The 12,629-nt window shown below is 67.5% G+C and carries 13 protein-coding genes and 1 tRNA gene; 7 read left to right on the plus strand and 7 right to left on the minus strand.

The window, feature by feature from the left end; genetic code table 11:
* The first annotated feature begins 207 nt into the window (after window positions 1-207).
* On the plus strand, window positions 208-1,593 hold the full coding sequence (locus tag PW843_05705) for an amidohydrolase family protein (protein MDE1146107.1): 1,386 nt from the start codon (window positions 208-210) through the stop codon (window positions 1,591-1,593).
* Between the two features lie 179 nt (window positions 1,594-1,772).
* Entirely contained in the window at window positions 1,773-2,228 is a 456-nt protein-coding gene (locus PW843_05710; GenBank protein ID MDE1146108.1) for a hypothetical protein, read from the plus strand.
* A 15-nt stretch (window positions 2,229-2,243) separates the two neighbouring features.
* Here PW843_05710 and PW843_05715 read toward each other — a convergent pair whose 3' ends face one another.
* From PW843_05715 to cysQ, 6 genes are all read right to left on the minus strand, one after another.
* Entirely contained in the window at window positions 2,244-3,023 is a 780-nt protein-coding gene (locus PW843_05715; protein ID MDE1146109.1) for an ATP-binding cassette domain-containing protein, read from the minus strand.
* A complete protein-coding gene (locus PW843_05720) occupies window positions 3,020-3,790 on the minus strand; it encodes an ABC transporter permease (protein ID MDE1146110.1) in 771 nt (256 codons plus the stop codon). Before PW843_05720 ends, PW843_05715 begins: the two co-directional genes overlap by 4 nt.
* An 80-nt stretch (window positions 3,791-3,870) precedes the next feature.
* On the minus strand, window positions 3,871-4,995 hold the full coding sequence (alr, locus tag PW843_05725) for an alanine racemase (GenBank protein ID MDE1146111.1): 1,125 nt from the start codon (window positions 4,993-4,995) through the stop codon (window positions 3,871-3,873).
* Between the two features lie 10 nt (window positions 4,996-5,005).
* On the minus strand, window positions 5,006-6,511 hold the full coding sequence (locus tag PW843_05730) for a replicative DNA helicase (GenBank protein MDE1146112.1): 1,506 nt from the start codon (window positions 6,509-6,511) through the stop codon (window positions 5,006-5,008).
* Window positions 6,512-6,666: 155 nt separating this feature from the next.
* Window positions 6,667-7,971: a cyclopropane-fatty-acyl-phospholipid synthase gene (locus tag PW843_05735; GenBank protein ID MDE1146113.1), complete on the minus strand. Its 1,305-nt coding sequence runs from the start codon at window positions 7,969-7,971 to the stop codon at window positions 6,667-6,669.
* A gap of 127 nt (window positions 7,972-8,098) precedes the next feature.
* Window positions 8,099-8,899 carry a 3'(2'),5'-bisphosphate nucleotidase CysQ gene (cysQ, locus tag PW843_05740; protein MDE1146114.1) on the minus strand — a complete coding sequence of 267 codons (801 nt, stop codon included), beginning with the start codon at window positions 8,897-8,899 and terminating at the stop codon, window positions 8,099-8,101.
* Window positions 8,900-9,144: 245 nt separating this feature from the next.
* On the opposite strand from cysQ, the gene PW843_05745 reads away from it, so the two are divergent.
* The 5 genes from PW843_05745 (at window position 9,145) to yacG (ending at window position 12,301) form a co-directional block, all read left to right on the plus strand.
* Window positions 9,145-9,699: a thermonuclease family protein gene (locus tag PW843_05745; GenBank protein MDE1146115.1), complete on the plus strand. Its 555-nt coding sequence runs from the start codon at window positions 9,145-9,147 to the stop codon at window positions 9,697-9,699.
* 211 nt (window positions 9,700-9,910) lie between these two features.
* A complete protein-coding gene (gene infA / locus PW843_05750; GenBank protein MDE1146116.1) occupies window positions 9,911-10,129 on the plus strand; it encodes a translation initiation factor IF-1 in 219 nt (72 codons plus the stop codon).
* An 11-nt stretch (window positions 10,130-10,140) separates the two neighbouring features.
* A complete protein-coding gene (locus tag PW843_05755) occupies window positions 10,141-10,779 on the plus strand; it encodes a Maf family protein (GenBank protein MDE1146117.1) in 639 nt (212 codons plus the stop codon).
* A 9-nt stretch (window positions 10,780-10,788) separates the two neighbouring features.
* The gene (locus PW843_05760; protein MDE1146118.1) at window positions 10,789-12,072 is read left to right on the plus strand and encodes a ribonuclease E/G; all 1,284 of its coding nucleotides are present in this window, start codon (window positions 10,789-10,791) and stop codon (window positions 12,070-12,072) included.
* Window positions 12,073-12,088: 16 nt separating this feature from the next.
* On the plus strand, window positions 12,089-12,301 hold the full coding sequence (yacG, locus tag PW843_05765; GenBank protein MDE1146119.1) for a DNA gyrase inhibitor YacG: 213 nt from the start codon (window positions 12,089-12,091) through the stop codon (window positions 12,299-12,301).
* A 200-nt stretch (window positions 12,302-12,501) separates the two neighbouring features.
* On the opposite strand, the gene PW843_05770 is transcribed toward yacG, so the two are convergent.
* Window positions 12,502-12,577 (minus strand) — tRNA-Phe (locus PW843_05770).
* Between the last annotated feature and the right edge of the window lie 52 nt (window positions 12,578-12,629).

The raw sequence follows: 12,629 nt of genomic DNA on the forward strand, positions 1-12,629 counted from the left end.
CAAGGGCAGGATGCCACCATAGCAGTTTCGCCCGCCGAACCGCCACCCCGGCACCGGGATAGTACCCACTAGATTTAGGGGGTAGGGGCGTGCCGGATGCACGACAGGGTGTTGCCGTGACCACCACAGGTGGAACCTCAAATTGACAGCGCCGGAGCGCCCCCGCACAGTCATTGGAACCGATCCCACCAACCGGATGCCACCGCCTTGATCCTGACCGTTCTTTGCCGCTGGGCCGCCCGCCTGTTGTCCTCTGCCGCCATCCTCACGTGCCTGGCCGGCGCTCACGCCGGGGCGGAGGAGGCGAAGGCGCCCCCGGTGGTGATCTACCGTGGCGCCACGCTGATCGACGGCACGGGGGCGGCCCCCCGGTCCGGCATGGCGGTGGTGACCCGGGGGGCGGACATCGTGCTGGTGGCGCCCGTGGGTCAGGTGCCGGCGGATTTGGCCAAGGGGGCGGCCGTGGTGGACACGGGCGGCCTTTACGTCCTGCCGGGCCTGATCGACACCCACGTCCACCTGGCGACCCAGCCCAACCGGCGGGCGGAGGAGGCCTTGCTGCGCCGTGCCGTCTTCAGCGGGGTGACGGTCGAACGCGACATGGCGGGCGATACCCGGGCATTGGCCGACCTGTCGCGCGCCGCCCTGCTGGGCGACATTCCCGCACCCGATATCTATTACGCGGCGCTGATGGCGGGACCCAGCTTCTTCCAGGACCCGCGCACCCAGGCATCGGCCCAAGGGGCGGTGGCGGGGCAGGTGCCGTGGATGCAGGCCATCAGTCCTGAAACCGACCTGAAGGTGGCCGTGGCGTTGGCACGCGGCACCGGGGCCAGCGGCATCAAGATCTACGCCAACCTGCCGGCCGACCTGGTCACCGGCATCATGCGGGAGGCGCACGCCCAGGGCTTCCGCGTCTGGGCCCATGCCATGGTCTTCCCCGCCACCCCGGCGGAGGAGATCGAGGCCGGTGTCGACGTGCTGTCCCACGCCTGCATGCTGGCCTACCAGGCGCTGCCGGTGAAGCCGCAGCAGTATCATCACCGGGCACCGGTCGAATCAGCCCGCATCGGCGACCATGACCCGGTGCTGTCTGGCCTGTTCGATGCCATGAAGCGCCATGGCACTGTGCTGGACGCCACCGTGCGCGTCTATGTGGAGGGCGACAAGGAATGGGCCGGCAAACCCAACCCGCCAGGCTCCTACTGCCCGGGCGAACTGGCCGCGCGCATCACGCGCCAGGCGCATGCGGCCGGCATTGCCATCAGTGCCGGCACGGATGGGGAGACGCCGGCCGCCGATGGTTATCCCGCCCTGCATGAGGAACTGGAGCTGCTGGTGCGCGACGCCGGCTTCACGCCGCTGGCCGCCATCCAGGCCGGGACGCAGATGGGCGCTCGCGCCCTGAACCTGGAATCCCGCATGGGTACGGTGGCGGCGGGCAAGCTGGCCAACCTGGTGTTCGTGGCCAAGGATCCGTCGACGGACGTTGCCAACCTGCGCAGCGTGGTCTTCACCGTAAAACGCGGACAGAGGTACAACCGTGCAGATTTTCGCGCCATTTCCCCGGATGAAGCCGCCGACGTCGATTGACAAGTGAACGGTTCCGCCTCTGATCCGGGGCGATGCCCACAGTATTGATGGGGCATTCCCGCTACTCCGGTACGCGGGCGTGCCGGTTTTTGAAATTGTGACCGGTAAAATCGGCATGCCTATAAAGAAATGGGCATGATATCCCTGCCACCGTCGTCGTTTCCGGTGGCAGAGCGGAAATGTTTAAAATTCAATATAAATTGATTCCTTCGGCAAGAATGGTTTGTGTTCTTGTCGTCGACGACGTGTCCGGCGAAACCATTGCCGATTACGTCGAGGAAGTGCTGGCGTGGAATGCCGATATCGTCACCTGGAACAGCGTGACGGACTTGCGGCTGCATGTCGGCAACATCGGTCCGGATGCCATTCGCCGTATGGGGCACACGCTGGAGCGCGCGCTGTGCGGCCGTCGCGGCGGCCGCGCGGCTGTGGTCAGCCATAATACCGGTCTGCGTTTCTTGCTGAACCTGGCGCGGCTGTTCATCCCCGGCCATGAACTGCGGGCGTTTTCCGACATGGAAACGGCCTATGCCTGGGCCGTGGGCCAGGACGCGGTGTCGGATGATGATCCGGAATACCGTGAACTGCCGTCGCACATGGTGCCGGCAGGATGGGGGCGGCCGGTCGCGGCCTGAACCCCCGCTAACCCATCACCCCAGCTTCACCTGCATCTGGATGGGGCCTTCGGCCCGGCCGTGAATGAACTGGTCGACGTAAGGGTTGCCGCTGGTGTCGATGGTGTCGGTCGGGCCCTGCCAGATCAGCCGGCCCTCGTACAGCATGCCGATGCGGTCGGAGATCTTGCGGGCGCTGGCCATGTCGTGGGTGATGGTCAGCGCGGTGGCGCCCAGGTCGCGCACGCACTTCACGATCAGGTCGTTGATGACGTCGGCCATGATCGGGTCCAGGCCGGTGGTCGGCTCATCGAAGAAGATGATTTCCGGCGTGGTGGCGATGGCGCGGGCCAGGCCCACGCGCTTCTGCATGCCGCCGGACAGTTCGGCCGGCGACAGGTTGGCGACGTCGGGGCCGAGGCCAACGGCGGCCAGCTTCTCGATGGCGATCTCACGGGCCTGCGCCCGCTTCATGCCCTGGCCCTGGATCAGGCCGAAGGCCACGTTCTGCCAGACGGGCAGGCTGTCGAACAATGCTGCCCCCTGGAACAGCATGCCGAACTTGCTCATCACCCGCTCGCGCGCGCGGCCGCCGATGTGGGTGGTCTCCTCGCCGTCCACCTTGATGGTGCCCGCATCGGGGCGCAGCAGGCCCAGGATGGATTTCAGCATCACCGACTTGCCGGTGCCCGAGCCGCCGATGATCACCACCGACTCGCCCTTGGCGACCGTCAGGTCCAGGCCGTCCAGCACCTTCTTGGAACCGAAGGCCTTCTTGACGCCGATGAGTTCGATCTTGGGGGTTTCAGTGCTCATGAGAAGAACAGCCCCGTCAGCAGGTAGTTGATCATCAGGATCATGATGGAGGCGGAGACGACGGCGTGCGTCGTGGCCGCACCCACGCCCTGGGCGCCGCCCTTGGAGTGATAGCCGTTGTAGCAGCCCATCAGCGAGATGATGAAGCCGAAGGCCGCCGCCTTCACCAGGCCCGAGACCACGTCGATGGTCTGCAGGTACTGCACCGTGCTGCTGAGGTAGGAGGACGGGTTGAAGCCCAGGCGGTAGATGCTGACGACATAACCGCCGAAGACGCCGATGATGTCGGCCACCAGCACCAGGCAGGGCAGCATCAGGGTGCCGGCCAGGATGCGCGGCGCCACCAGGTATTTGTAAGGGTTGGTGGACAGGGTGCTCAGCGCGTCCACCTGTTCCGTCACCCGCATGGTGCCGATCTCGGCCGCCATGGCGGCACCCACGCGGCCCGCCACCATCAGGCCCGCCATGACGGGGCCCAACTCACGGGTGATGGACAGGACCACCACCGTGGCGATGGCGCTGGACGCGTTGAAGCGCGCGAAGCCGTTATAGCTTTGCAGCGCCAGCACCATGCCGGTGAACAGCGCCGTCAGGCCGACCACGGGCAGGGAATTGTAGCCGATCTCCCGCATCTGGCGCAGGATCAGGCGGGGATAGTAGGGCGGGCGCACGCAATGCGACAGGCCGCGCGCCGTGAACAGGGCCAACCGCCCGGTGGCGGCCAGGAACACCAAGGTGGCCCGGCCGATCCCGCTCAAGAACCCCATCCGCTCCGCTCCTCAATCATGCCAAACATCCTGGGCCTTGTACGCCCCGGCGCCGCGCATCTGTTTGCGGCGCACCCAAATCATGACCCCTGATACACGCGGTGATACCGGCGGCCAAGCCCTGTTAATATTTCATAGCCTATGGTGCCGGCATCCGCCGCCAGATCATCCAGGGGGCGGCCGGGGCCGATCAGCTCCGCGAACGTCTCGCCCTCCAGGGCGGCCGGCGGCACGCGGCTGACATCCACGGTCAGCAGATCCATGGAAATGCGGCCCACCACCGGGGCGCGCACGCCGGCGATGACGACATGACCGGAACTGCCCAGGGCCCAGGGATAGCCGTCGGCGTAGCCCGCGGCGATGGTGGCCAGGCGGGCCGCATGCGGCGTGTGGTAGGTGGCGCCGTAGCCGACGCTGGCCCCGGCCGCCACGTCGCGCACCTGCAATACCCGGCCCAGCAGGCGCACCACCGGCGCCATGGGGTTGTCGGCTTCCGGCGTCGGGTTGATGCCGTACAGCGCCGCGCCCGGCCGCACCATGTCGTGCAGCAACCGGTCGTCGCGGAAAATACCGGAGGAGGCAGCCAGGCTGACCGGCGCCCGGGGCAGGCGGGCCAAATGGCCGCGCAGCCGCGCATCCTGTTCCAGCGCGAAGCCGTCGCCGGCCACGTCGGCGCTGGCCAGGTGGCTCATCCATCCCTGGATGTCCAAGCCGTCCAGCAGCGATGGCGCGGCGGCCAGGGCATCGACGTCCCGCACCTCCAGGCCCAGGCGGTTCATGCCGGTGTCGATGTGGACCAGGGCGGGCAGGGGCCGCCCCAGCGCGGCTGCATATGACCCCCAGCGGGCGATGTCGCCCGGCGTGTTCAGGACCGGCGTCAGGCCGTGGGCGGCCAGGTCGCGCTCCGTGCCCGGCAGGGCGCCATGCAGCACCAGGATGCGTTGGTCGGGCAGGGCCTGGCGCAAGACCACCGCCTCGTCCAGGTTGGCGACGAAGAAGCTGGTGCAGCCCGCCTGCGCCAGGGCCTGGGCCACCGGCACGGCGCCCAGGCCATAGCCATCGGCCTTGACGGCGGCGGCGCACGCCACGGCATGGCCGGCCCGTTGGGCATGGTCGCGCAGCCGCCGCCAGTTGCCGGCGATGGCGTCCAGGTCGATGGCCAGGACGGCGCCGGCCCCGGCGGGGGCCACGCTTGGCATGCGCATCACCCGGTCCTCAATAGTCGTCGCCACCCGCGCCGGCGAGAGCATGATGGGTGTCGAGGTCGGAGAAGCGGGTGAATTCGCCGTGGAAGTGCAGGCGAACGGTGCCCACGGGGCCGTGACGCTGCTTGGCGATGATGGCCTCCGCCGTGTCGTGCACCTCTTCCAGCCGTTGCTGCCAGCGCTGGTAGCGGTCGTTGAACTTGTCCTCCGCCTCTTCCGGCCGGCGGGCGGGTTCAGCGCGCTCCAGATAGTACTGCTCACGATAGACGAACATGACGACGTCGGCGTCCTGCTCGATGGAGCCCGATTCGCGCAGGTCCGACAGCTGCGGCCGTTTGTCCTCGCGGTTTTCCACCTGACGCGACAGCTGCGACAGGGCGATCACCGGCAGGTCCAGCTCCTTGGCGATGGCCTTCAGGCCCCGGGTGATCTCGGAGATTTCCTGCACGCGGTTGTCGGCCTTGTTGATCCCGCCGCCGCGCAGCAGCTGAAGGTAGTCGACCACGATCATGCCCAGGCCGTGGGTGCGCTTCAGCCGGCGGGCGCGGGTGCGCACGGCGGTGATGGACAATGCCGGCGTGTCGTCCACGAAGAACGGCACCTTGGAGATATAGTTGCTGGCCTCGATGAAGCGGGGGAAGTCGCTGCCGTGGATCTCGCCACGGCGGATCTTGTCGCCGCTGACCTCGGCCTCGTCGGCCAGGATACGGGTGGCCAGCTGCTCGGCCGACATTTCCAGCGAGAAGAAGCCGACGGGGGCGCCTTCCTTGCCGGTGGATTTCATGTGGGCGCGGGCGGCGTTGAAGGCGATGTTGGTGGCCAGCGCCGTCTTACCCATGGAGGGGCGGCCGGCCAGGATGATGAGGTCCGAGGGGTGCAGGCCGCCCAGCTTGCCGTCCAGGTCGCGTAAGCCGGTGGTGACGCCGGTGACGTGGCTGGACCGCTTGTAGGCCGCCTCCGCCATCTCGATCGCCGCCTTCAGCGAGCGCTCGAACGGCACGAAGCCGCCCTGCGCGTCACCGGTGGAGGCCAGGTCGAACAGCTTCTTTTCCGCCTCTTCGATCTGGTCGTTGGCGCCGATGTCCAAATCGTGCTTGTAGGCGGCGTTGACCATGTCTTCGCCCACGTCGATCAACTGCCGGCGCAGGTAACCGTCATGGATGATGCGACCGTAATCCTCGGCATTGGTCACGGTGACGATGCCGGCGGCCAGGCGGGCCAGATAGCCGGTGCCGCCGATTTCCTTCAGGTCGGCGTCCTGCTCGAAATAGGCCTTCAGGGTCAGCGGGTTGGCGATCTGCCCGCGTTCCACCATCTTCATGACGGCGGCGAAGACGCGGCCGTTGGCGGGGTCGAAGAAATGCTCCGGCCGCAGGAATTCCGCGACCTTTTCCAGGGCCTTGTTGTTGACCAGGGCCGCACCCAGCAGCGCCTGCTCCGCCTCCAGGTTATGGGGCGGCGTGCGGTAGGGCAGCCCACCGTTGGGGGTGGCCGGTTCGGTCAACTTGGTATCCATGGGGCTCAGTTTAGCAGCGGGGGCGCGGAGCAATAACGGGTGGGTGGCCGCGCCGCAAGTGCAACATGCGGATGGATTCTATCCACAGGGGGATAATCGTGGGGATAAGGGTGGGTGCCGCCCCGACACCCACGCCCTAAGTTCCTGATTCTTCGTTATTCCGCCACCATGGACGGGGCCTGGACGCGGGGCGCCATGACCTCTTCCGCCTTGTGGATATAATCGCGCGTTTGCGGCACGGCGGTCAGGGAGTTCGACAGCTGGATCTGGAACACCATGTGCCCCTGGTAGCGGAAGGCGCATTCCGACCCCGCCAGGTAGAATTCCCACATGCGCACGAAGCGCTCATCGTATAGCGCCGCCGCCTCGTCCGCCTTGGTCAGGAAGCGATGGCGCCAGGCGCGCAGCGTCTCGGCATAATGCAGGCGCAGGATTTCGATGTCGGTGGTGACGATGCCGGTCTTCTCCACCACCGGCATCACCTCCGACAGGGCCGGGACGTAGCCGCCGGGGAAGATGTACTTGCGGATCCAGGGGTTGGTGGTGCCGGGCCCGTCCAGCCGGCCGATGGAATGGATCAGGGCCACGCCCTCGGGTGTCATCAGGTCACGCACGGTGCTGAAATATTCGGCGTAGTGGGGCAGGCCCACATGCTCGAACATGCCGACGGAGACGATGCGGTCGAAATGGCCGCCGTAGCCCTGGCCCTTCAGGTGGCGATAGTCCACCAGCTCGAACTTGACGCGGTGGCCCAGGCCGGCCTCTTCCGCCCGGGCGCGGGCCACGGCCAGCTGCTCCTGCGACAGGGTGATGCCCATGATCTGGGCGTCGGGCACCTGCCGGGCGATCTCCAGCGCCATGCCGCCCCAGCCGCAGCCGATGTCCAGCACCCGCATGCCGGGTTCCAGCAGCAGCTTGGCGATGATGTGCCGCTTCTTCAGGCTCTGCGCCTCCTCCAGCGTCGTTTCCGGCGTGGGGAAGTAGGCGCAGGAATATTGGCGGTCGCTGTCCAGGAACAGGGAATAGAGTTTGCCGGACAGGTCGTAATGATGGGCGACATTGTCCTTGGCGCGCTGCGCCGGGTTGAACTGCTGGGCGTATCGGGCCAGCGCTTCGATGGGCCCCACGAGCTTGTCGGCCCAGCTGATGTGCTGCCAGCCGCTGTTGCGGGTGACCAGGGCCAGCAGGTCGTAGATGCTGCCCTCCTCCATCACCAGGGTGCCGTCCATATAGGCCTCCCCGGCGTAGAGGCGGGGGGCCAGGGCGATCTGCCAATGCAGGGCCGGGTCGGTCAGGCGGATGGTGATGGGGCCGTAGCTGGCGGGCCCGCCATCGGCGGTGCTGCCTGCCGTCAGGCCGGTTGGATCCGGCCGGCCGAATTCATACCGGCGGCCGTGGGCATCGATAAGTGTCATGTGCCCGGTCTTGATGAGGGACCGGAACAGGTTGGCCAAGAGCATGGGCGAAGGCTCCCTCGTCTAAATCCACCTGCATATCAACAAGATGTAGGTAGTCTGCGAGGGGCCGGCCAGGGGGTCTATTAGCTCTAAGGTTTACTCAAAAGGGCAGGGTGGGAAGAGACCCGGCTCACTTCCCGTGGGCGATGAAGGCGCCGTTGCGGAAACCCGCCTTGCCATAGCGGAAGGGGTCGCCTTCCGGGGTGGTCATGCCACCGCCCGCGGCCAGCAGAACGGCGTGGCCCGCCGCCGTATCCCACTCACAGGTCGGTCCGAAGCGAGGGTACAGGTCGGCCGTCCCCTCGGCGATGCGGCAGAATTTCACCGAGCTGCCGCAGGCCAGCGTGGACGCCACGGAATAGGGCTTTAGATAGTCCGCCAGCGCCGTGTCGTTGGCGTGCGAGCGGGAGGAGACGACGGTGATGCCCTCGCGCGGCTGCGGGCGGCAGGTGATGGAGTCGCGGGGGCCTTGGCCGCGCTGGCGCCAGGCCAGGGGCTTGGGCGCCAGGGTGCCGGCGAACAGTTCCTGGCTGGCGGGGGCGTAGACCACGCCCAGCAGGGGTTGCCCCTGGTCCACCAGGGCGATGTTCACCGTGAACTCGCCATTGCGCTTGATGAATTCCTTGGTGCCGTCCAGCGGGTCGACCAGCCAGAAGGGCTGGCGGGCGGCCACCGCCGGAATCTCACCCCGTTCCGCCGCCTCTTCCGAGACGGCCGGGATGGTCGGCGTCAGGCGGGCCAGGCCGGGCAGGATGATGGCCTCGGCCGCGTGGTCGGCCAGGGTGACGGGGCTGCCGTCGGCCTTGGTCGTGGCGCCGTTGTCACCTTCATAGAAGGGCAAAGTGGCGAAACCCGCCTCCACCGCCAGGGCCGCGATGTCATCCAGCAGGGTGACCAGGTCCAATCGGGCGAGCGTGGGGGAAGGGGTCATGGGAACGTGCCTAACGATAAGAGGTGGAGCGGGGGCAGGGGATAGTCCATCCGGCCCCGGCACGGCAACAGCCGCGACCGGGACGATCCCATGCGTGACGCATGTCTGTGCCAAAAAAGGGGCGATGATGGGCGGCGGCGGGCTTTCCCGCAACCCATCCATCAGGGGGCTGCGCACCTGTCGGTCAGGTAGGCGCGTGGGGGCGAGGCTGCTACACTGGCGGCATGAGATGGCACCCATTCCTCATGGCGATCATCGCCGGCCTGCTGGCCCTGCCGGCGCAGCACACCCTTGCGGCGGCCCCCCCGCCCGTCGGCGGCGGCGGCGATGTCATCGAAGGCCATGCCGAGGCGACGGAGGGCGACACGCTGGTGGTCAATGGCGGCGAGGTGAAGCTCTACGCCATCGACGCGCCCGATCCCGGCCAGACCTGCAAGAATCGCCGCGGCACGGAATACGACTGTTTCGCCCAGGCCACCAAGGAATTGCAGGCCCTGGTGAAGGACCAGATCGTCCATTGCACCACCAAGGAAAGTCCGGCCAAGCAGAAGCGCCTGGCGGTGTGCAAGCTGGATGACGGCCGCGACGTGGCCGCCGTCATGGTGCGGGTCGGCTGGGCCCTGGCCTATGAGGAGTTGTCGGTCGATTATTACCGCCTTCAGATCCGGGCCATGAGTTACCGGACGGGCATGTGGGGCGGCCGGGTGGAACCGCCCTGGCTGTGGCGTGATCGCCAGGTGGCGGATCAGGCCAAGGCGATGGACCAGCCCAAGAAGAAACCGCCGTCGCCCGGCGGCTGATGGCGGCCGGTTGTCTTAGCCCCGATGCCGCGTGCAAGCCCGGGCGTCCATACCCACTTTTAAGGTGTGGGAAGGCCACAGTGCGGGGAAACCGGCCGCTGCAGCCCTGGTTCCGCCTGGAAAACACTTGACCAGGACGATCCGGGCCATCACCTATGTCGCCGAAATTGTCCATCCCGCGAGTCCACCTGTTTTTTCCTGAAAGGAAGTTATGGCCAAGGAGGATCTGATCGAGTTCTCCGGCACGGTCACTGAACTGCTGCCGAACGCGATGTTCCGCGTTAAGCTCGATAACGAACACGAAGTGCTGGCTCACACCTCCGGCAAGATGCGCAAGAACCGCATCCGCGTGCTGGCCGGTGACCGGGTCAACGTCGAAATGACGCCTTACGACCTGACCAAGGGTCGCATCACCTTCCGCTTCAAGTAAGTGGAACGGTGATGGTGAACGTGCAGGCGGCAGGGATCGAGCAGACGCCGCGACAGGTCCCGCCGCTGGTGCTGGCGTCCAGTTCGCCGCGACGCCGGGAACTGCTGGCCCAGATCGGGCTGACGCCGACCGGCATTGATCCAGCCGACATCGACGAAACGCCGCTGGCTGATGAACTGCCGGCCCATCACGCGTTGCGCCTGGCCCGGGCCAAGGCGGAGGTAGTGGCCGCGCGCAGTCCCGGCGCCATCGTGCTGGCCGCCGACACGGTGGTGGGTTGCGGCCGCCGCATCCTGCCCAAGGCCGAAAGTGCGGACGATGTGCGCCATTGCCTGGACCTGCTGTCCGGCCGGCGCCACCGCGTTTTTGGCGGGCTGTGCGTCATCGACGCCAAGGGCAAGGCCCGCACCCGCGTGGTGCAGACCGCCGTGGTCTTCAAGAAACTGAGCCGGGTCGAGATCGACGCCTACATCGCCCTGGGCGAAGGCGTGGGCAAGGCCGGCGGCTATGCCATCCAGGGCCGCGCCGCCCTGTTCGCACGCGGGCTGGTCGGCTCGCACAGCAACGTCGTGGGCCTGTCCCTGTTCGACACCGCCGCCCTGTTGCGGGCGGCGGGGCTGGATCCCCTGGCGGCGCCGGCCGTGGCCTGAGGGCCCGCCATGGCCCGCGAACTCCACATCGACATCACCGCGTCCGTTGCCGGCCCGGCCCTGCGCCGGGCGGCGGTGGTGACGGACGGCGTGCTGACCGACCTTTATATCGACCGGCTGGACCGGCCGGCCTTGGCCGGCGCCGTCATCCGGGGCCGTGTCGCCCGCATCGTTGCCGGCATGAACGCCGCCTTCATCGACATCGGCACGGGCCGTCCCGGGCTGCTGCCGGCCGCCGACGTGCGTGTGCCGCAGAAGGGTAAGGGCGGTGAGGCGAAGGGCCGCCCGGCCGGGCGCATCGAGGGCCCCATCGGTGCCGCGCTGAAGGCCGGCCAGACCGTCCTGGTCCAGGTGAAGGCCGATCCGGTGGGGGCCAAGGGCGCGCTCTTGTCCATGGACATCGCCCTGCCTGGGCGTTTCCTGGTGCACACGCCGCTGGCCGCCGGCATCCATGTGTCCAAGCGCCTGGGCCTGGGGGCCGATGCGGCGGCCGAGCGCGCGCGCCTGACCACCGTGGTGCGCGACGCCGTGCCGTCAGGCAACGGCTGGCCCGGTGGCTGGATCGTGCGGGCGGCGGCATCCGGTGTGCCGGCCGACCGGCTGGCGCTGGAGGCAGAGGCCCTGGCGCTGGACTGGCGCCAGGTGATGAAGGCCGGTGACGGGCCGCCGGCCGTGCTGCTGCCGGCACCCCACGCGGCCGTGCGCGCGCTGCTGGAACAGACCGGGCAGCCGGTGGGCGCCATCCGGGTGGATGACCGCGCCGAACCGGGCCAGGACCTTTATGCCGACCTGCGCCGCTGGGCCGACGACCGCGCGCCCGACCTGTTGCCGCAACTGGCCCGCGCCGCCACCGGCCTGCCCCTGTTCGACGGGGGCGACCTGGATGGCGCCATCGCGCGCCTGACGCGACCGCGCGTGCCGCTGCCGGGCGCCAATGGCGGCAGCCTGGTGATCGAACGGACGGAGGCGCTGACCGTCATCGACGTCAACGGTGGCGAACGCGGTGATCCCCTGGCGGTGAACCTGGCGGCGGTGCCGGAAATCGCGCGGCAATTGCGCCTGCGCAATGTCGGCGGTGTGGTGGTGGTGGACTTGATCACCCTGTCGCGGCCGTCCGACCGCGAACGCCTGATCCTGGCCTTGACCGGGGCGGTGGCGGATGACCCCGGCAATACCCAGGTATATGGCATGTCGCGCCTGGGCCTTGTGGAACTGACCCGCCAGCGGCGTGGCCCCTCGCTGCTGGACCTGGTGACGCCCGACGCGCCATCGGTCGATGACGACACCTTTTGATAGAGACCGCCTCACCATGACCGACCAGCCCATCCCCCTGAAGCCCCGCAAGTCCCGCGCGGCCTGCCCCGTCTGCGGCCGTCCGCCGGTGCCGGAGAAGAAGCCCTTCTGCTCGCAGCGCTGCGCCGACGTGGATCTGGGCCGCTGGCTGAACGAAAGCTATCGCGTGCCCGTGACCGAGGATACGGACGAGGACGGCGAGACGGCATCGGGACCGGAGCGGGACTGAACGAGGGGAGGGCGCGTCAGCGGGCGGCTGGCGCACCGTTTATGCCATCTGAACGGCATGGATGCGCGCGGGTATGAACACTCACAGAACCATGCGCGGACATGACCTGTAAAACCGACTGTAAAACTGCCCCAAGACGTGGGCAATTTTCAGGTCAGTTCTAAGTGAGATAAGTTGTTGATTTTAAAGGGAAATTAAAATGGTGCCCAGGGACGGAATCGAACCGCCGACACGGGGATTTTCAATCCCCTGCTCTACCAACTGAGCTACCTGGGCATCCAGGGGTACAGAGCGGACGCTATGTACCTGATCTCGCGTGGGTTTTTGA

The organism is Azospirillaceae bacterium (assembly GCA_028283825.1).
Classification (GTDB): domain Bacteria; phylum Pseudomonadota; class Alphaproteobacteria; order Azospirillales; family Azospirillaceae; genus Nitrospirillum.